Origin of the sequence: Marinomonas communis (genome assembly GCF_004363305.1) — a bacterium.
In the GTDB taxonomy this organism is placed as follows: domain Bacteria; phylum Pseudomonadota; class Gammaproteobacteria; order Pseudomonadales; family Marinomonadaceae; genus Marinomonas; species Marinomonas communis.
This window is the reverse complement of sequence record NZ_SNZA01000001.1, coordinates 77,946-96,419: the sequence shown is the minus strand read 5'-3', so window position 1 is coordinate 96,419 and position 18,474 is coordinate 77,946. Positions and strand designations below refer to the sequence as shown.

Here is an 18,474-nt window from a genome sequence, read left to right as displayed (position 1 = left end):
TATGCCTACGCTAAAGGCTGTTGTAGGATCTCTCGGCTCATGTTGTTAATGCTATCGGTCGCCACTCTCAACTTCCTTGATCAGCCAATCCACCACCTTTTTGATAGCGTAGGTATCGTAATAATCCGTACAGATTAAGTAGCCCCTGCTTTTTGACTTCAAGGACGGCCCCAGCTCAACGAGCTTACCTTCTTTTATATAGGGGTCCACTAATCCTCTCCAAGCTAGACAGAAGCCTTCTCCTCTTATGGCTGCTTCTAAAACAAGTGGGTAATTGTTGTAACAAAAAATGACGCCTTCTTCCGGAGGCTGAACGCCTAAAACTTTGCACCAATTGATCCAGTTAAACCATCTAGCGTCATCTTTATCTTTGTGTAGTAAAGGTAGAGATCTCAGGTCAGATAAAGGCTTGTCGACATTGATTTCATATTTTTCGAGCAACTCAGGTGAGCAGACAGGAAAAACCTCTTCCCTGATAAACATCTCTTCGAACTTATAGCGGCCCAAACTGTTCGAGAAATGAAAAACGATATCGGAACTCGAAACCATCATATCGCTTAAGCTGTTGGTAGGAGTCATCTCAAAAACATAATCCGGAAAGGCTTCTTGCAGTTTATTTAGTCTTGGCATCAACCAGTAAAATGCAAAGCCAAAATACACATTTATCGACACTCTGGTCTTTTTGTCGTTTCTTTCATTCTTTACAAAATCGCAAGCCTTAAAAAGCAGCTGAATCGGCTCTTTAATTCGGCCGTAGAATTTTTCACCAATGATTGTTGGCTTGAGCGGCTTACGCGATCTATCCAATAGAACACTACCAAGTTCCTCTTCCAAAGAGCGGATTCTTTGTGACACCAACGGTTGAGTTATTCCAAGCTCATCGGCCGCAGCAGTCATCGACCCATGTCGGACAGTTGCTTCGAATGCCAGCAAGCTGTTTGAAGTAGGTAATTCAGATTCGTTCATCATTAGTTATTTGCATCTTATGTATTAGCTTTTGACTCTGTTACGACAATCTCAACCTGTCAATATGCTCAAGGTCAATACAGGAGTATAAAGAACATGCAACAAGTAGAGTTTTTCGTCAATGAAGAAGCGGTTTCGGTTACAGCGCGTTTGAATGACCAGTCTTTCGAGCTACCGGCACTATGGTTGAGAGAACGTTGCCAAGATGAACAAAACTTGGATCAAATCACTCAACAGAGGCTTTTTGATCCCCACCAGCTGGATGCAAATGTGTCGTTAGACAGCATTAGAAAAATAAGTGATGGCATCTATCAATTGATGTTTAGTGATGGCTACCAAGGCGATTACGACTTTAACGAATTTCGAGCTGATTTCGACACATATGACGGCGCCCCAACGCCACAGCCTTGGACAGCAAATTTTGACAAATCAAAGTTCTACGTCGACTACGTTGAACTAAATGATGAGCAAGGCTTATTAAAGGCACTTGAGAAATTCCTGACCTATGGGGTTTTGATCGTTAACGAGATCCCCAATGAAGCAAACATGGTGTTAGATGTGGCTGAAAAGTTCGGTCATGTGCGCGAAACGAACTTTGGCAGAAGCTTCGAAGTCTACACTCGCCCTGATTACATCGACCTTTCTAGCAAATCCGTGCCACTTGGGCCTCACACTGATAACCCATACCGAGACCCGATGCCAGGCATTCAGTTACTGCATTGTATTAAGAATGAGACTTCTGGTGGGTTATCAACCTTAGTCGACAGCCTTTCCGTACTAGCTCAACTTAAAAGTGAAAATCCCGAGGGCTACCAGCTTTTAAATACCGTACCGATCCGTTACCGACACATTGATAAAAGCATCGAGTTGATTGAAAGAAGAACCATGATCGAGTCCGATGTTTCAGGGCGAGTGACAGGCATTTCCTATAGTCCTCGCTTAGATTATTTGCCTCTACTTCCTCAGCACCAGCTAGCAGTCTTCCATAGAGCCAGGCAAAGACTCGGTGAACTACTGAACTCTTCTGACTACGAGTGGAAATTCAAACTGGAGCCAGGGCAACTCCAGATGTTCCACAACACTCGTGTCTTGCACGGTAGAACTGGGTTTGATGCCAGTGAGGGGCTTCGTCACCTCCAAGGAGCTTATATCGATTTAGACGCTCCCAAAGGCCGCTATAAAGCGATTAAACGACAACTAGGACTATAAGGAGTAACCATGAAAACGGTTCAGTTCAAACAAATGAAAGATGGTACGCAAGAGGAATATAAGTTTCTTCACGCTTATGAGGATCAATACGCCAAAGGGTTACCTGACAGAATTTTAGAGGCTCTAAAAAATCTAGAAAACACCTTATCTGGCTACCTAGTCACACGATTAGAACACTCTCTTCAATCTGCAACACGGGCGGAAGCCGATGGCGCTGACATTGAAATGATTGTCGCGGCCTTGGTTCACGATATTGGTGATGATCTAGCACCCTACAACCACTCACAATATGCCGCCTCTATTTTACGACCTTATGTTCGCCCTGAGGTCACCTGGGTAATCAATCAGCATGGCTTATTTCAGAATTACTACTACGCCCATTTCTTGGGAGGAAACAGAAATGAGCGTGACTATTTAATCGACCACCCATGGTATCAAAGCTGCGTAGATTTCTGTGAAAAGTGGGATCAAGCCTCCTTTGATCCAGACTATCCAACCAAACCTCTTAGCTATTTTGAGCCGTTAGTCCGAGAGGTCTTCAGTAGAGAGCCCTTTGATTCACACTATGTGGGGAATCAAACAATGGGGAAAAGCGCCGTGGATATTGCTTTATCTGGACAAGTTTAGACTTTCTAAAAAATAGCTACGTTCAAGTAGCTATTTTATTTAACAGGAGAGAATAATGAGAGAACAGGATAATACATATAATAACTCGATATCTAACGATGACTATCGTACTGATTACAAAGCCGGCCAGGATAATGTCCAATTCTTAGGGTTTGATGTTCATAACTCGGTTTTCGGCGTTAGTGCGATTCTGATCATCATGTTTATCGTACTTACGCTTATATTTCCGGAGTACTCAGGGGAAGCACTCAATCAAACTAAGTCATGGATCATTAATCAGTTTGACTGGCTGTTCATGATGGCCATCAACTTCATGATTATTCTGTGTATAGTGATTGTGCTGTCGCCACTGGGTAAGATTAGATTGGGTGGAAAATCCGCTAAGACGGAATACAGTTTAATTTCTTGGCTGTGTATGCTGTTCGCATCTGGCGTTGGCATAGGTCTGCTATTTTGGGGGGTTGCCGAACCTGTCGCATACTTTACGGATTGGTATGGAACACCATTAAATGTAACGGCTAGGACACCAGAAGCCGAAACGTTGGCTCTCTCCGCATCACTCTATCACTGGGGCGTTCACGGCTGGGCGACGTACGGTATCGTGGGCTTAGCACTTGCATTTTTTAGTTATAACAAAGGGCTTCCCTTTACGTTACGATCTGCATTTTATCCGGTGTTTGGCGAAAAATGCTGGGGCCCAATTGGCAATGTCGTTGATATACTGGCCGCCATTGCAACAGTTTTCGGGATCGCTACGTCACTAGGACTAGGAGCGCAACAAATTGCGTCTGGTTTAGATTATGTCTTTGGTATTCAAAATACCGTCGTGACACAAATTTCTGTGATTATTTTAATAACGGGTGTCACGTATTTTTCAGTCGTTAGAGGAATGCAAAACGGCGTAAAACTTTTAAGTAATATCAACATTGTCCTATCTATTTTATTACTTGCAACGATTCTAGTTCTGGCCTCCAGCAGCTCTATCATTGAAAAGTCGCTTGCGATTTTTCCATCCTATGTAAGCAATATCATTCCTTTATCTAACTGGTATGAGCGCGAAGATGAAGTGTGGTATCACGGTTGGACGATCTTCTATTGGGCGTGGTGGGTTAGCTGGTCACCTTTTGTGGGTATTTTCATGGCGAAAATATCCAAAGGCAGAACCGTAAGAGAATTCTTCTTGGCCGTGTTTATTGCTCCAATCATTTTTATAGGCATTTGGTTCTCCGTTATGGGTGGCGCAGCATTGGATATGATAGCAAACAACCAAGGAGTCTTGGTTAATGGGATTACTGATGCGTCATTAGCCCTATATGAAATGTACGCTGAACTGCCATTTGCATCTGTCATCGCAATCACTTCTTTAATCTTAACGGTCATTTTCTTTGTTACATCCGCAGATTCTGGCGCTATTGTTGTCGACACGATAACCAGTGGTGGCAAAGCAACTTCGCCAACGAAGCAAAAAGTGTTTTGGGTTACATCTAGCTCAATGATTGCTATCTGTCTGTTACTAGGTGGTGGAGCAGAAGCTCTATCGACCATTCAAGCTGGCGTTGTAGCAACTGGATTACCTTTCCTGATCGTGCTTTTACTACTGAGCTACAGTCTGGTCAAAGGCTTGAGAACAGAAGTCAGTCAATACTAAAGAGATTTGACTAAACCTTCCCACACCTAGTCTTAAGCATGAATTGCTTAAGTGTTTAGCCACTATATTCTCTGTAGTGGCTTTTTTTGATTACATTAAATCGATATGAATGAATTAGAGCATTATAGAAAACTCATTAAGGAAATCGTCTTCGATTCCACATCTCAAGAAAACATCGTCTCAACCAGTGTATCTGGACTTACATTTATAAGGTTCGATGAACCAACTAAAGAAGAGAGCTATATATTATCGCCTAATATTTGCATCATTCTACAAGGTAGAAAAACAGCGTTTTTGGGCAAGGAAAGCTATGTTTACGATAGTAGCTCCATGTTAGTTTCTGCTTTCAATGCCCCTATCGTCTCAAGGGTGCACGATATTGAGCCAGCAGCCCCTTACTTGGGCTTAACCGTAGCTCTAGACCTAGAACTCTTAGCCGAAATAACAGCTGAGGAAAGCTTCAACTACCATGATGCTGATGTGAGAAATGAGTTTGTTACTGTAGTCAGCATATCAAGTGAAATATTAAGTTCCGTTTACCGATTATCCAAACTTTCTCAAAATAGAGAAAACTCTACATTCCTTCAAAGCAATATTAAGAAAGAGCTTTACTACCACTTACTCTGCAGCGAACAAGGCCATCACTTAAGAAGAATTGTTACTAGAGGGAGTAACTTATATAAAGTTTCCAAAGCAGCCAAATGGATCAAGGATAATCATGCGATGTCCTTTAAAATGGAAGACCTAGCCCTTCAAGCCAGTATGAGCCTCTCTTCCTTCAATAAATGCTTTAAGTCCATAACATGCATGAGTGCCTTACAGTACCAAAAAAGGATAAGGCTAAATGAGGCAAGGAAATTAATTTTAAGTGGGCTAAAAGACGCTCAAAATGCTGCGTTTTCAGTAGGCTATGAGAGTCCTTCTCAATTCAGTCGGGAGTACTCAAGAGAGTTCGGGTTGCCTCCTCTAAAAGATTTCAAAGAGCTTGCTAAGAAAATGCCCGACTAAAGTCGGGCATAAGCCATTACAAGTTATCAGTAAAGAAACCTGACAGCTTCTCAAATGGGATTAAACCAACTCGATCGTATAAATCAACATGCCCGGCATTCGGCACAATTACTAGCTCTTTCGGCTCTTGTGCTTTTTCGTAAGCATCTTCGCTAAACTCTCTAGAATGGGCAATATCACCCGTTATGAATAGCATCGGTCTTGGTGAGATAGTTTCAATATCGTTAAAAGGATAGAAATTCATAAACTTGACCAAGCTGCTTAGAAGAGGCTTTGTCGTCAATTCAGAGCGCTCTCCTTCTGGAGTGTAGGCACCTCGTGGCGTGCGATAAAAGTCATAGAACTCTTTCTGAATAGGATGAGTATTCTCATCAATCTCATTTACCGTACCTGGAATGTAGACTTTATCCCCACCCTTGAACTCCACTAAGCGTTGCTGAGTAGCCAAGGCAATCAACTCTTTTCGCTGCTCAAGCGAAGTAGATCCATTAAGACCACTTCTGGCAGCAACTCCCATATCATACATGCTGACAGTCGCCACGGCTTTCATTCTGCTATCAATCTTCGCCGCGCTAATAACAAAACTACCGCTGCCACAAATCCCCAATACACCAATCCTATTTGGGTCAACTGAACTATGGGTACTCAGATAATCCACAGCAGCACTAAAGTCATCCGAGTAAATTTCAGGAGAAACTAAATGACCCGGCTCACCTTCACTTTCGCCCCAGAATGAAAGGTCGATAGCTAGAGTAATAAAACCTTTCTCAGCCAGCTTTGCAGCATACAAGTTAGAACTTTGCTCTTTAACCGCTCCCATAGGATGCCCAACAACTATTGCAGGGTAGTTTTTTTTCAGAGTCGACATTCTTTGGCACAAAAAGATTACCAACTACTTCCATCTGATAAAGATTTTTAAAGCGTACTTTTTCAACGTTAACGCTATCACTCACATAAAAATTGTCTGCGCCATTTGACATGTCCTGCGCTAAGGTCATTGCAGAGCTTGTAGCGATCGCTAATAACACAACCACCTGTTTCAGCAACTTCATACTTCACTTCCTCCGATAAGGTCTAAATACGCGCTTATTTTGTCGCTGTATCAGCTCCACCAGGTAGTCAATATGAGTTTAATTCTTGCCTATTCTGTTAAATTGAATGAATTGATAGCTTTCACTTCTAAATACTGAAATGGCATATTTCTAAAAACTCTAAATCGTGCGTCTAACGAATAAAATAGATTTTACTTACAGCGCTTCCCATCTTGCTAACTGATTAGTGAACTTTAACTTGAATTGTTTAGTGTAGGAGTCTTAGAAGAAAGGAGATAACGCACCAGACGAGATATATAAGACAGGGATGAAGAAGTGGTTTACTAAATAAAAAAGAGAATTAGCTACGAGAGAATAACTAGTTTGATGTGATCATAGGAATCAATATGGACTATAAGTGGTGGGTGTGGAGAGGTTCGAACTCCCGACATTCGCCTTGTAAGGGCGACGCTCTCCCAACTGAGCTACACACCCATCATAGAGATGGCGGAACGGACGGGACTCGAACCCGCGACCCCCTGCGTGACAGGCAGGTATTCTAACCAACTGAACTACCGCTCCATATTGTCATAAGTTTTTTAACCACTGACTTATAAGTGGTGGGTGTGGAGAGGTTCGAACTCCCGACATTCGCCTTGTAAGGGCGACGCTCTCCCAACTGAGCTACACACCCATTTAACATGAAGTGATGGTGCCGCCACCAAGAGTCGAACTCGGGACCCCCTGATTACAAGTCAGGTGCTCTACCAACTGAGCTATAGCGGCATATAATCTTTTGCTACATCATTAGGATGGTGCCGCCACCAAGAGTCGAACTCGGGACCCCCTGATTACAAGTCAGGTGCTCTACCAACTGAGCTATAGCGGCGCAAAAGAAACGCTTCAAATTGTAAATGGTGCCGCCACCAAGAGTCGAACTCGGGACCCCCTGATTACAAGTCAGGTGCTCTACCAACTGAGCTATAGCGGCATATATCGAGAAGTGTTTAAGTGGTGCCGCCACCAAGAGTCGAACTCGGGACCCCCTGATTACAAGTCAGGTGCTCTACCAACTGAGCTATAGCGGCTTAAACGCTTAACGAATTGTACAACCAAACTTTAGATGGTGCCGCCACCAAGAGTCGAACTCGGGACCCCCTGATTACAAGTCAGGTGCTCTACCAACTGAGCTATAGCGGCATTTCTAATTTTTGGTCGGGACGGCAGGATTTGAACCTGCGACCACTAGCACCCCATGCTAGTGCGCTACCAGGCTGCGCTACGCCCCGTTGCTAACCAGAGCGCTGCCCCTGTCAGCGGGTGCGTATATTACTATAACGAATTCAAAAGGAAAGATTTTTTTTAGATTTTTTTCAGTTTATTTTTCTTGCTCAAAAAACATACCTTCCCGCTAACTTATTTATATATAAGGAAAACCTCGCCCCCCTCCTGAAAATGCTCTATCAGAATCTCACCGACTTAACGTCTTTGATCAATTTACAATCAGATACCAACTGTTCACAAATTGATCACAGTCTCTCAACAGGACTCCACTATTACCTGGAATAAATTTCTCTATCTTTAAACGACTAATGCAGTTCAGCACTCTTCACTGCGGAACTAGAGACTAATGTGTTTGGAGATTGAGTTATGGCCCTAAAAAAGTCCACTGTTGCAGCCCCTTCGTCATCCCTCACTGATAACGCAGCTGCTTCGGCAAAGCGCGCAGAAGCCCAACGTAAACAAGCAAGAACTGTTGCTAAGCAACAGCAAGCTGCTGAACGGATAGCCTCCTCAACTGCTGAACTGGCCAGCGCCATCACCGAAGCCAGTAGCGCACGAGAGCAATTGTCCAAAGCTTCGGCAAGTATTGCTGCTGGCGCAGAACAAAGCAGCAGCTCTTGCCAAGAAAGCTTGGCAGCCATTAACCAAGTTAACCAATCTCTAAAAACTCAACAAGAAGTCATTACCGAATCAAAAGAACGATCAGATGTTCTACAAACTCTCATCGAACATGTTTCTAATGAGATTTCAAACCTTGTCGACAACATCGGTACCGCCAGTGACAAGCAAACAGCTTCGGTTGCCATGATGTCTGAACTAGAACAACTCGCAAGCAACATCGGCGAAACAGTGAAACAAGTCACTCGCATCGCGGATCAAACCAACCTTCTTGCTCTTAACGCCGCTATCGAAGCTGGTCGAGCGGGTCAACACGGTAAAGGGTTTGCGGTGGTAGCAGACACAGTTAGATCCCTTGCAGAAGTGTCTGAAAAAAGCGCGCTTGATATTGCAGCTCAAATCGAACGCATCCAGCAACAGTCTCGTCAAGTGAGTGACTCAGTTCAAGAATCAGCGACGACAGCTCTTGAGGAAGTTGAAAAAGGTCGCATGGTCACTTCTCAATTACAACAAATCCTCATTGATATCAGTGATATTAGCGCCTCATCCGATGAGCTTCTTGGGAGTGCAGATCAGATGTTTGCCGCCAGCCGAGATATCTTAAAAGGTTCAGAAGAAATCGCCTCGGCAGCAGAAGAGCAATCCGCCGCAGCAGAACAAGTCGTAAAAACCATTGAACAGCAAGGCATTGCTTTAACAGCCGCAGAAGAATCCTCACAAGATTTAGAAAGTGTCGCTGATGACCTCAAAAACAGTTCTGATATCAGTAAAAGTGCAGAAGACGTAGCTTCTGCATCAGAAGAGCTTTCCAGCTCTATAGAAGAAATCAACAGAGCAGCCAGCGAAATTAGTGCTGCGATTTCAGAAATCAGCCGCGGTGCCGAAACAGCGGCGGCAGCTGCAGAAGAATCTGCTGCAGCTTTGAAACAACTTGAGACGGGCTCAGAACTTGCTTCCACACGCTCCAAAAATACCCTTGAACTGGTATCGAAGATCCAAGAATTACTCACCACTAACAAAACTAGTGTTGATGAAATGATCACAGGAATCAGCACATCATTAGAAGCAGCTCGCAGCAACGTTGATGCGATCACATCAATGGAGCAAATGGTCAGCGCCATTGATAAAGTCATCGACACCATCACAACTGTTTCCATCAAAACCAGTATGTTGGCAGTCAATGGTGCTGTAGAAGCAGCTCGTGCGGGTGAATACGGTAAAGGCTTTGCAGTGGTTTCTGGCGACATTCAAAACTTAGCTGACGAAGCTGCCGAGAACGTCGACCAAATTAAAGATTTGGTCAAAGCCATTCGCGATCAAACTGTGCGTGTGCGCATCGACCTAACCGAAACATCAGAAAGTGCCAAACGCGAAGTAGATAAAGCTGCTCAGTCCACCCAAGACCTTAATAAGATCGAGCAAGATATCATTTCAGTGCGAGATAACAGTACTCAAGTAGAGCGAACCGCGATAGAGATTTCCTCTGCAGTTAGCCAAGCCGTTAAAGGTATGGAACAGATTGCAGCGGCAGCGGAACAAGCGAGCACAGCAGCAGAAGAGTGTGCCACTGCGGCCCAGCAGCAGTCTCGTAGTACCGAAGAACTGTCCATGTCAATCGAAGAGATTGCTTCCGTTGCTGACGAATTGCAAAACGTCTAAGCGATTCATTTATACGAATGTATAGGAGATTCTTATGACCAATGCCATGGTAGCGGAACTCAATCACGAAGAGTTCGAAGAATCATTAAACCAGTACGTGACATTTTTCATTGGCAAAGAGCGTTATGCATTCCCAATGACCGATGTTGTCGAGATTATTCGCATCCCAAGTATGGTGGATGTGCCTCTTACCTCCTCCTCATTACTTGGGTTGGCTAACTTAAGGGGACACGTTTTACCGGTATTGGACTTACGTACCATTTTATCTTTTAACAGTGTTGAACAAACTGAAAGCTCGCGCATATTGGTCGTCAATGTCGGCACCAACATTGGGCTTATGGTTGACCGTGTATCACGCGTCATTGATGTCACTGAAAGTGATATACAAGACGCTCAAGGCATCAAAAGCAGTATCAATGCCGAACTATTACAGGGTGTGATCAATGGTGGTGACGATCAGGGCTTTATACAAATTCTGTTACCAAAACAGTGCGTAGAAACCCAATTTCAGAACATCATTTCTGATGCAGTCCAATCAAATAGCATGGCTGATGGCTCCACAACATCAATAACTATTGAAGAAGAGGAAGCGGATGAAGACGTCGATATGCTCGTCAGCTTCAACGTTGATGAACAAGAATACGCTTTTCACTTAGGGTCTGTTCAGGAAATCGTACGCCTCCCCGATGATATTTCACAGGTTCCTCATGTGGATTCCCATGTGCTTGGACTGATCAATCTTCGCGGTCGCGTGCTACCTCTGATCAGTTTGCGCTCCTTGTTTGGCATGTATGAAGGTGAAGCCAATGAAGACCATCGCATTCTGGTGGTGGATCTCAACGAGAAACCTTCGCAAAGCAGCTGTGTTGGTTTAGTTGTTGACGGTGTTAAAGAAGTGTTGCGAGTTTCTCCAAATGAGCAAGGAGAAGTACCGAAATTACTTAACACGTTTAACAGCGACGACATTGAAAAAATTTGTCGTTTAGACAATGGAAAACGGCTGGTGTCAGTGCTAAAGCCTAGCAGCTTGCTGCAATACCCTAGCGTTCAGAAAGCGTTTGACGAAGCCCATCAAGAGGATCAGACCATGGAGCAACAACAAGATAATGATCTAGACCTTGATAGTGATAACGAGCAAATGGTGGTGTTTAAACTTGCCGATCAGGAATACGGTATCAGTATCGAAGATGTTCAAGAAATTACACGCGTCCCAGAAAAACTCGACAAGGTACCTAAAACCGCCAGCTTTATTGATGGCATGGTGAACCTTAGAGGAACGATTTTACCGGTCGTCGATATGCGTACACGTTTTGACATGAATCGTATAGAAGCAAGTGATCGACAACGCATTTTGGTGGTCACTATCGATTCTGTAAAAACGGGCTTCGTGGTGGACTCTGTTGCTGAAGTACTGCGTCTTTCAAAACGTCAAATAGAAGATGCTCCTCCACTATCTGACGACCAAAATCGTATGCTCGGCAAGGTAGTCAATCTCTCTCAACGTAACCGAATTATTCAGATTCTGTCTGCAAGAGAACTACTAAGCGCCAATGAGCAAACTATCGTTGCTGATCAATTAGGGTAATTATTCATGAATGAGCTGATACTTGTAGTAGACGATTCAGCCCTCATGCGTAAGCACATCGGTGAGTTTTTACGCCAACAGGGCTATCGTGTAGAAATTGCTCGTAACGGCGAGGAGTGTCTGGAAAAGGTTCAGCACTTCCAGCCTGACGCGATCACTTTGGATATCAACATGCCGGTAATGGACGGGCTAACTTGCCTAAGCCATATAATGGAACGCAATCCCTGCCCTACCGTCATGCTCTCCTCTTTAACCAAACGTGGAGCCATGTCGACCATTGAAGCGATTCAGCTGGGTGCAGTCGACTATGTTTGCAAACCAGGAGGCACGGTTTCGTTAAACATCAATGAAGCGTTCCCTGATCTCCTTAGCAAAATTCGCATTGCTTTGAGAGCGCGAGTAAAACGCCCTAGAACCGTTAGTGAACCAACCGCACCCAATACAAAAACAGCAGAGCGACGCTCAAGACAACACACTGTTAGACCGGTGCAAGAGGCTCGAACCGCAGTGCAAGAGAAGGTGATCAACATAGAACCTTCCGCAGACATTGACCTAATCGTCGTCGGTGTCTCAACAGGTGGCCCGAGCACACTGGAGGAATTACTCAGAGGCCTACCCGCAAATTTCAAGGCGCCAGTGGTGATTGCTCAACATATGCCAGCCACCTTCACTCATAACCTTGCTAAACGCTTAAATGGGCTCGTAAGCATTCAAGTGGAGCATGTTGAAAGAATGACGTCTTTGGAGCCCGGCAAAGTGTACATTGCCAGAGGTGATGCAGACATTTTGATTCAGCGCCGTAACGGTAAGTTAGTCGCTCAACCAGCGCCCAGTTCAGAGAACCATCTATGGCACCCCAGCGTGTCGAGGATGGTGGAGTCGGCAGGCAAAGCTACACAAGCAAAGCGCATTGTATGTGTCCAGCTTACAGGCATGGGTAACGATGGCGCACAAGAAATGGCTCACCTGAAACAACAAGGTGCACTAACCATTGCAGAGTCTGAAGAGACTGCTGTGGTATTTGGTATGCCCCAAGAATTAATAAAAAAGAATGGTGCGAGCTGCGTCTTGCCCTCCCACAAAGTCGCTAATCAATTAGTGAAATGGGTAATGCGTACAGCCTAGGAGACATGACTCATGGTTCTGAAAAAAGCATCGGCGATTGCCAGCAACCCAAACACCGCGCCAGCTGTTCGCGGTTTACAAGAATGGCTTACGTTGTTGGACAGCCAAGACACAGATGAACGGCGTTTAGCGGCTCGTGCCCTTGGCGAGTATTCTGTCGCAACACCCGCCCTATTGAACGCACTTGCACGAGAGAAAAGCATCCGCGTCAAAGGGGCTATCTTGGTGAGTTTGCAATGTATTGGCGGTCACCGAGTGCTAGAGGGATTACTACCCTTCTTGCGTTCAGAAAATGCAGCCCTTAGAAATGGCGTCATTGAAATTCTTCAGGGCATGCCAGAAGAGATTGGCGAATACATCAAAGACCTACTTCATGACCATGACTCTGATGTAAGAATTTTTGCCATCGATATATTGCAAACCCTTGCTCACCCTGATTCACCTAACTGGCTGATTGATGTGATTTTACACGATAAGCACATTAACGTTGTTGCTACTGCCATTGACCGGCTGACAGAGATCGGCACACCAGAAATGCTACCTGCAATCAGCGCTGTTAAAGCACGCTTTCCAGGTGAGCCATATATCGAATTTGTAGTGAACCTTGCAGTTAAACGCTTAACTGAGGAGTAGTTCATGACCCTTACTAACAAAGATCTAGATATTAAAATCACTAATGCGGAGTTCGAGCGCTTTCGTGACTTTTTTTATCGCAAAACAGGGATTCGCTTCGAAGACAGTAAACGCTACTTCGTCGATAAGCGCTTGGTTGACCGCGTTAAAAAAACGGGGGCGCATTCCTTCAGAGACTATTTCACTGCCATGCGTTTCCAAGCCTCAGGGGCGGAATTGCAAGAATTGATCAACATTATGACAGTCAATGAGACTTACTTCTTTAGAGAAGCCCACCAATTTGACTGCATGGTAGAAGAGTTACTCGATGAAATCGTCACGACTCAGCAGAAGAAGGAATTAAAAATATGGTCAATTCCTTCGAGCACTGGCGAAGAACCTTATTCCATTGCCATTTATTTGATGGAGCGCTGGCCTTCTATAGAGCGCGTTGACATCGAGTTAATGTCATCAGACATAGATTCCTCTGTTTTGGAAAAAGCAAAAGCCGGAATATTCAACGAGCGCTCGGTGCAAAATTTAGGGCCAAGCTTAAAGAAAAAATACTTTACCAAAACAGAACACGGTCTTTACCAAGCAACAGACGATTTACGTAGCTGCGTTCATTTTTCAAAAGTAAACCTAAATGAACAAAAAGACATGCAAAAGTATCGCGACATTGACCTAATATTTTGTCGAAATGTACTGATCTATTTTGATGATGTGTCGCGCAGAAACGCTGCTGAAGCACTCTATGACGCTCTAGCACCAGGTGGTTTTATCTTCCTTGGCCATTCAGAGTCTATGAGTCGAATCTCTTCATTATTCAAGGTACGCAAGTTCAAAGAAGCGCTGGCCTACCAAAAGCCGATTGCATAGGAGACGTTAGTCATGAAAAAAATATTAATCGTTGACGACGCCACAACTGTTCGAATGTATCACCGTCAATTGATGGAGAGCATAGGCTATCAGGTAGAGGAAGCTGGCAATGGACTTGAAGCACTAGAACGCATTAATCAAGAAAGTTTTGATTTGCTTCTAGTAGATATCAATATGCCAAAGATGGATGGCTACACTTTTATTGAAGAAGTGAGGAAAACACCTGACGTACGTGCCACCCCTGCCATCATGATTAGTACCGAAGAAACTGAGCAGGACCAAGATAAAGCTTACGCAGCAGGAGCCAATTTCTATTTAGTGAAGCCCGTTCGAATTGAGGCCTTACAAACCTACGCAGAGCTTCTAACAGGAGGTGTACAATGAATCCAATGCTGGAATCCTTTATTTCCGAGTCACGCGACAACTTAGAAGAAGCCAGCCAATGTTTCCTTGCATTGGAGCAGTCACCAGATGATGCCAGTATCATGCAAAACTTATTCAGAGCGATGCACACGATTAAAGGATCATCAGGACTCTTTGATATTGGCCCTTTCACACGCTTGATGCATGTGGCAGAAGACATCCTTGATTTGGCCAGAGCAGGAGATTTAAGCCTCAGCTCGGAACACATTGACGTGTTACTCAACGCAATGGACCAAATAACAGTTTGGATTGACGAACTCGAAGAACTTGGGGAATTAGGTAGTGACGCTGAGCAACAAGGAGCGCCACACATGTCTGAGTTGTTGGCCATCATTCCCAAAGAGGCCGGTGACACACTTGATTCAGTCGGTACAACAAGCCATCAAAGTGAAAATCAAGCAAGCGATCATAGCCGAGAAGACCTCAAGCATGTGCTAGAGACACTTCCCATAGCAACTCGATTGCGTATTTTCACTCAGCACGATCTGGCAACCTATATTCATTACACACCTCAGACAGACTGTTTCTTCACTGGTGATGATCCGATCCATACTGTTCGTTTGACTCCAGATTGTGTGGTTACCCAAATAGCCTCTATTGCACCTTGGCCAGCCATAACAGAGCTCGATCCTTATGCATGCAACCTTAGCTTCGATCTGATCTCTTGTGCGGACATCGAATCCCTTTTAGATCACTTCAAATATGTAGAAGACGATACCAAGATCTTAGACATTGAATTGCCTTGGCTAGTATTCCCAAGCGGAGAATGGAGCGATGATCAAAGTTTGTTCCAAGATGTCCTAGCGCCATTGTCAGAGCACATTAAAAACCAGACTTGGCATGCCATTCCTAACTTACTGCAACCTGTTATTGAGTTAGCCAACCCTGACTTTTATCAGGTTAGTTGCTTGCAATGGATCAAAGCGCTCGCCGAGAAAGACGCAGCTGAACCGACGCTTATGAGCGCACTACTTAATGCTTTAGAAAACGGCGCATTCGAATATGATTACGACGAACAGATTTCTGAAACGGTAACCTTATCCGAAGCAAACAGCAGTGAACATGACACAGAGAACGCACCGGAAGAAGCTTCCTGCCATGCATTAAGTGATGCTCAAAGAACTCTCCTCGCCACCCAAATGCAGATGCTTGAATTCAGTACCGAATCAGATATTGAAGGCAGAGTCGCATCGGCTCAATTGGTAATAGAGCGAATCTTAGGTGATGCACTTACACCTTCTAACTTAGGGGCTGTCGTTCACGAATGCCTAGAAAGCAGTTCTACTATCGGGTTGATATCACTGATTCAAAATGTACTTGAATTAAATCATGCAGATCAGACTCAAGTCACCGCCGTTACTGAAGACAAATGCGTTAATAGTGTTTCAATGACCGATGAAAATAGTAGCGATGAAGGGGATGAAATGGATATCGCATCCCTCGTTAGACAAGAGCAGCAGCTTCGCCAAGCACCTGATCAAGAGGAAGCGACAGATAGTACAGCTGTTGTGACACCTCATGCTCTTTCTAACGATGCGGACACACCCATAACACCTGCAACCAAACCGGCTTCAAGTAATACCACACATGAACCGAGTCACAACCAAAAACCACAGGTTTTAAAGGTCGACCAGCACCGTATCGATCTTTTGATGGATTTGGTGGGGGAATTAGTAGTCGCTAAGAACAGCCTCCCCTATCTCGCTAAAAAGGCAGAAGATGACTACCAAGTCAGAGCCTTAGCTAAAGAGATTAAAAGCCAATACGCCGTGATTAACCGCCTAGCAGAGTCCATGCAAAGCACAATGATGCAAATCCGCATGGTACCAGTGTCAACGATCTTTCAACGCTTTCCGCGCCTTGTCAGAGATTTGTCACGCAAATTGAATAAGGATGTGCGCCTAATTTTAGAAGGGGAAGAATCAGAAGCGGATAAGAACGTGGTTGAAAATCTGGCCGACCCATTGATTCACTTGGTTCGCAATAGCTTAGACCATGGTTTTGAAACGGAGCAAGAACGCGTTGACCAAGGCAAGTCTGCTCAAGGTACGCTTTACTTAAGGGCCATACCGAAAGACGATCAAGTCATTATTGAGGTAGTAGACGATGGCCGCGGAATGGACCCTGAAAAGCTTAAGCAAAGTGCGTATCGCAAAGGCATCATCAATGAACAAAAACTTGAATCCATCACCGACCAAGAAGCACTGTACCTGATCTTCGCGCCTGGCTTCTCTACGGCAGAGCAAGTGTCCGACTTATCCGGTCGTGGGGTCGGTATGGACGTTGTCAATGGCTTGGTGCAACAGGCTGGTGGCAAGGTCACCATCGATAGTGAATTGGGTAAAGGCACCACCATTCGTCTATTCTTACCACTTACCATGGCTGTGAGTCGCGTCATGATGGTGGAGGTACAGCATCAATGCTTTGGTATCTCCATGGAAAATATTGTTGAGACAGTAAAAGTGCCTCACGATCGCTTACTGCGCATCAAGCAGGGAGAAGCCATTGTCTTACGGGATAAAGTCATTCCTGTTTTGTCCCTGCACTCTTTATTGTCTATGCCCGAAACGGAGTACGAAGAGGAAGTGCCACTTCTCATCATGAGCCTCAATGGAGAAGACATCGCGCTGAAAATTGACCAGTTCCATGAAGGAATCGACATTGTCCAAAAACCGCTTGCGGGATTGATGTCTCAATACAACTACTATTCAGGATCCGCACTATTAGGCGATGGTCGAGTATTACTGATCCTCAACATTAAGGAGTTGCTATCATGCCAATAACCTACAAAACCAACGTAGCCGTATTCGATGGCGTTTGCGGCATTGAAGAAGGCGATGACTTACTGCAATGGTTTAGTGAACATCCCAAAGGCAAAATCAATTTGAAACAGTCCACGCATATTCACACAGCACTGATTCAAATCATCATGTGTCAGCAGCCTACAGTGTCTGTTACGCCAGAAGATCCTGAATTTGAAATATTCTGGCGTGAGTCAATCGCAACAGTGATGTCAGCGGAGACGGAGACGACTTAATGAACGTGATCACGGTATGCAATCGCAAAGGAGGTATGGGGAAATCCACCACCGTAGTTAACTTAGCCAGACAATGGGCTCTACAGGGCAAGAAAGTGCTCGTGATAGATTTAGACTCGCAAGGTCACGCTACCCTTGGTTTACTGGGCACAAAGTACCTGACGAGCCCTCAACTGGGGATTCATTCGATACTGAGTAGGGCTAATTCGGTCATTGAGCCACATATATTAGCAACTGATTTTGAGCAGTTGAGTGTACTGCCAGCAGACTTGAATTTTAACGAGTCAGATTTGACTGCGGACATTACAAGATTGCGAGAGTTGTTACGCGGTCTACCTCAATACGATTTTGATCTGGTTGTCATCGACACTCCCCCTTCCCTCAGTAATGCCCTGTTATCCGCTTTAGTCTGTTCGCAATGGGTGTTAATTCCCTTTATTCCTCACGCATTATCCTTGAACGGCATCATGCAACTTAGCGAGTTGTTCAAAGATATCGCGACCAAACACAATCCGACACTAAAGCTCATGGGACTGTTACCTGTGATGGAAGACCGTCACATTAGATTACAAAATCGTGTAATAAACACACTGTCAAATCGGTTTGGATCGCACAAACTGTTAAGAGGAATCAGAACAAATATACGGTTGGCTGAAGCATTCGAACAAGGATCACCGATCCAAGATTATTCTCCCAACTGCCGTGGAGCGATGGATTATCACATGCTCGCTCATGATCTAGATTTAGTGATTCATTAGGAGAA

16 protein-coding genes and 9 tRNA genes are annotated in these 18,474 nt (G+C 44.6%); 13 read left to right on the top strand and 12 right to left on the bottom strand.

Going from position 1 to position 18,474, the window contains the following annotated elements:
* Positions 1-51: 51 nt before the first annotated feature.
* A complete protein-coding gene (locus C8D85_RS00485) occupies positions 52-969 on the bottom strand; it encodes a LysR family transcriptional regulator (protein ID WP_133559404.1) in 918 nt (305 codons plus the stop codon).
* A 93-nt stretch (positions 970-1,062) separates the two neighbouring features.
* Here C8D85_RS00485 and C8D85_RS00480 point away from each other — a divergent pair, with 93 nt between their 5' ends.
* The 4 genes from C8D85_RS00480 (at position 1,063) to C8D85_RS00465 (ending at position 5,458) form a co-directional block, all read left to right on the top strand.
* The gene (locus tag C8D85_RS00480; protein WP_133559403.1) at positions 1,063-2,175 is read left to right on the top strand and encodes a TauD/TfdA family dioxygenase; all 1,113 of its coding nucleotides are present in this window, start codon (positions 1,063-1,065) and stop codon (positions 2,173-2,175) included.
* A gap of 9 nt (positions 2,176-2,184) precedes the next feature.
* A complete protein-coding gene (locus C8D85_RS00475) occupies positions 2,185-2,802 on the top strand; it encodes an HD domain-containing protein (RefSeq protein WP_133559402.1) in 618 nt (205 codons plus the stop codon).
* 55 nt (positions 2,803-2,857) lie between these two features.
* On the top strand, positions 2,858-4,450 hold the full coding sequence (locus C8D85_RS00470; RefSeq protein ID WP_133559401.1) for a BCCT family transporter: 1,593 nt from the start codon (positions 2,858-2,860) through the stop codon (positions 4,448-4,450).
* Between the two features lie 105 nt (positions 4,451-4,555).
* Positions 4,556-5,458: an AraC family transcriptional regulator gene (locus tag C8D85_RS00465; protein ID WP_133559400.1), complete on the top strand. Its 903-nt coding sequence runs from the start codon at positions 4,556-4,558 to the stop codon at positions 5,456-5,458.
* 16 nt (positions 5,459-5,474) lie between these two features.
* On the opposite strand, the gene C8D85_RS00460 is transcribed toward C8D85_RS00465, so the two are convergent.
* The 11 genes from C8D85_RS00460 to C8D85_RS00415 all read right to left on the bottom strand — a co-directional run bounded on the left by C8D85_RS00460 (position 5,475) and on the right by C8D85_RS00415 (position 7,778).
* Entirely contained in the window at positions 5,475-6,326 is an 852-nt protein-coding gene (locus C8D85_RS00460) for an alpha/beta hydrolase (protein ID WP_211342102.1), read from the bottom strand.
* Positions 6,265-6,510, bottom strand: a complete 246-nt coding sequence (locus C8D85_RS18130) for a hypothetical protein (RefSeq protein ID WP_211342101.1) — start codon at positions 6,508-6,510, stop codon at positions 6,265-6,267. The genes C8D85_RS00460 and C8D85_RS18130 overlap by 62 nt, the downstream gene beginning before the upstream one ends.
* Before the next feature lie 398 nt (positions 6,511-6,908).
* Positions 6,909-6,984: transfer RNA gene (locus C8D85_RS00455), tRNA-Val, on the bottom strand.
* 10 nt (positions 6,985-6,994) lie between these two features.
* Positions 6,995-7,071, bottom strand: a tRNA-Asp gene (locus tag C8D85_RS00450).
* A 36-nt stretch (positions 7,072-7,107) separates the two neighbouring features.
* Positions 7,108-7,183: transfer RNA gene (locus C8D85_RS00445), tRNA-Val, on the bottom strand.
* A 16-nt stretch (positions 7,184-7,199) separates the two neighbouring features.
* A tRNA-Thr gene (locus C8D85_RS00440) sits at positions 7,200-7,275 on the bottom strand.
* 27 nt (positions 7,276-7,302) lie between these two features.
* Positions 7,303-7,378, bottom strand: a tRNA-Thr gene (locus tag C8D85_RS00435).
* A gap of 26 nt (positions 7,379-7,404) precedes the next feature.
* Positions 7,405-7,480 (bottom strand) — tRNA-Thr (locus C8D85_RS00430).
* A gap of 21 nt (positions 7,481-7,501) precedes the next feature.
* Positions 7,502-7,577: transfer RNA gene (locus tag C8D85_RS00425), tRNA-Thr, on the bottom strand.
* Between the two features lie 36 nt (positions 7,578-7,613).
* A tRNA-Thr gene (locus C8D85_RS00420) sits at positions 7,614-7,689 on the bottom strand.
* A gap of 12 nt (positions 7,690-7,701) precedes the next feature.
* A tRNA-Pro gene (locus C8D85_RS00415) sits at positions 7,702-7,778 on the bottom strand.
* Positions 7,779-8,139: 361 nt separating this feature from the next.
* Here C8D85_RS00415 and C8D85_RS00410 point away from each other — a divergent pair.
* The 9 genes from C8D85_RS00410 to C8D85_RS00370 are packed head-to-tail and all read left to right on the top strand — an operon-like array spanning position 8,140 to position 18,469.
* Complete coding sequence (locus C8D85_RS00410; RefSeq protein ID WP_133559399.1) at positions 8,140-10,050, top strand: methyl-accepting chemotaxis protein; 1,911 nt, start codon at positions 8,140-8,142, stop codon at positions 10,048-10,050.
* 34 nt (positions 10,051-10,084) lie between these two features.
* A complete protein-coding gene (locus C8D85_RS00405) occupies positions 10,085-11,635 on the top strand; it encodes a chemotaxis protein CheW (protein ID WP_133559398.1) in 1,551 nt (516 codons plus the stop codon).
* 6 nt (positions 11,636-11,641) lie between these two features.
* Positions 11,642-12,760 (top strand): chemotaxis-specific protein-glutamate methyltransferase CheB, encoded by a 1,119-nt coding sequence (cheB, locus tag C8D85_RS00400; protein WP_133559397.1) that lies wholly within the window; start codon positions 11,642-11,644, stop codon positions 12,758-12,760.
* Positions 12,761-12,772: 12 nt separating this feature from the next.
* Positions 12,773-13,393, top strand: a complete 621-nt coding sequence (locus tag C8D85_RS00395; RefSeq protein WP_133559396.1) for a HEAT repeat domain-containing protein — start codon at positions 12,773-12,775, stop codon at positions 13,391-13,393.
* A gap of 3 nt (positions 13,394-13,396) precedes the next feature.
* Positions 13,397-14,251: a CheR family methyltransferase gene (locus C8D85_RS00390; protein WP_133559395.1), complete on the top strand. Its 855-nt coding sequence runs from the start codon at positions 13,397-13,399 to the stop codon at positions 14,249-14,251.
* A 12-nt stretch (positions 14,252-14,263) separates the two neighbouring features.
* On the top strand, positions 14,264-14,635 hold the full coding sequence (locus C8D85_RS00385) for a response regulator (protein WP_133559394.1): 372 nt from the start codon (positions 14,264-14,266) through the stop codon (positions 14,633-14,635).
* Positions 14,632-17,457, top strand: coding sequence for a chemotaxis protein CheA (locus C8D85_RS00380; RefSeq protein ID WP_133559393.1), 2,826 nt, complete (start codon positions 14,632-14,634; stop codon positions 17,455-17,457). The genes C8D85_RS00385 and C8D85_RS00380 overlap by 4 nt, the downstream gene beginning before the upstream one ends.
* Positions 17,448-17,711: a hypothetical protein gene (locus C8D85_RS00375; protein ID WP_133559392.1), complete on the top strand. Its 264-nt coding sequence runs from the start codon at positions 17,448-17,450 to the stop codon at positions 17,709-17,711. Before C8D85_RS00380 ends, C8D85_RS00375 begins: the two co-directional genes overlap by 10 nt.
* Positions 17,711-18,469 (top strand): ParA family protein, encoded by a 759-nt coding sequence (locus tag C8D85_RS00370; protein WP_133559391.1) that lies wholly within the window; start codon positions 17,711-17,713, stop codon positions 18,467-18,469. The genes C8D85_RS00375 and C8D85_RS00370 overlap by 1 nt, the downstream gene beginning before the upstream one ends.
* The last annotated feature ends 5 nt before the right edge of the window (positions 18,470-18,474 follow it).

Excerpts from the sequence above, each read along its gene's own strand:
- cheB (WP_133559397.1), top strand. The coding sequence starts at position 11,642 with ATGAATGAGCTGATACTTGTAGTAGACGATTCAGCCCTCATGCGTAAG.
- C8D85_RS00405 (WP_133559398.1), top strand. The coding sequence starts at position 10,085 with ATGACCAATGCCATGGTAGCGGAACTCAATCACGAAGAGTTCGAAGAA.
- C8D85_RS00480 (WP_133559403.1), top strand. The coding sequence starts at position 1,063 with ATGCAACAAGTAGAGTTTTTCGTCAATGAAGAAGCGGTTTCGGTTACA.
- C8D85_RS00370 (WP_133559391.1), top strand. The coding sequence starts at position 17,711 with ATGAACGTGATCACGGTATGCAATCGCAAAGGAGGTATGGGGAAATCC.
- C8D85_RS00395 (WP_133559396.1), top strand. The coding sequence starts at position 12,773 with ATGGTTCTGAAAAAAGCATCGGCGATTGCCAGCAACCCAAACACCGCG.
- C8D85_RS00385 (WP_133559394.1), top strand. The coding sequence starts at position 14,264 with ATGAAAAAAATATTAATCGTTGACGACGCCACAACTGTTCGAATGTAT.
- C8D85_RS18130 (WP_211342101.1), bottom strand. The coding sequence starts at position 6,510 with ATGAAGTTGCTGAAACAGGTGGTTGTGTTATTAGCGATCGCTACAAGC.
- C8D85_RS00380 (WP_133559393.1), top strand. The coding sequence starts at position 14,632 with ATGAATCCAATGCTGGAATCCTTTATTTCCGAGTCACGCGACAACTTA.
- C8D85_RS00460 (WP_211342102.1), bottom strand. The coding sequence starts at position 6,326 with ATGTCGACTCTGAAAAAAAACTACCCTGCAATAGTTGTTGGGCATCCT.
- C8D85_RS00475 (WP_133559402.1), top strand. The coding sequence starts at position 2,185 with ATGAAAACGGTTCAGTTCAAACAAATGAAAGATGGTACGCAAGAGGAA.
- C8D85_RS00375 (WP_133559392.1), top strand. The coding sequence starts at position 17,448 with ATGCCAATAACCTACAAAACCAACGTAGCCGTATTCGATGGCGTTTGC.
- C8D85_RS00465 (WP_133559400.1), top strand. The coding sequence starts at position 4,556 with ATGAATGAATTAGAGCATTATAGAAAACTCATTAAGGAAATCGTCTTC.
- C8D85_RS00470 (WP_133559401.1), top strand. The coding sequence starts at position 2,858 with ATGAGAGAACAGGATAATACATATAATAACTCGATATCTAACGATGAC.
- C8D85_RS00410 (WP_133559399.1), top strand. The coding sequence starts at position 8,140 with ATGGCCCTAAAAAAGTCCACTGTTGCAGCCCCTTCGTCATCCCTCACT.
- C8D85_RS00390 (WP_133559395.1), top strand. The coding sequence starts at position 13,397 with ATGACCCTTACTAACAAAGATCTAGATATTAAAATCACTAATGCGGAG.
- C8D85_RS00485 (WP_133559404.1), bottom strand. The coding sequence starts at position 969 with ATGATGAACGAATCTGAATTACCTACTTCAAACAGCTTGCTGGCATTC.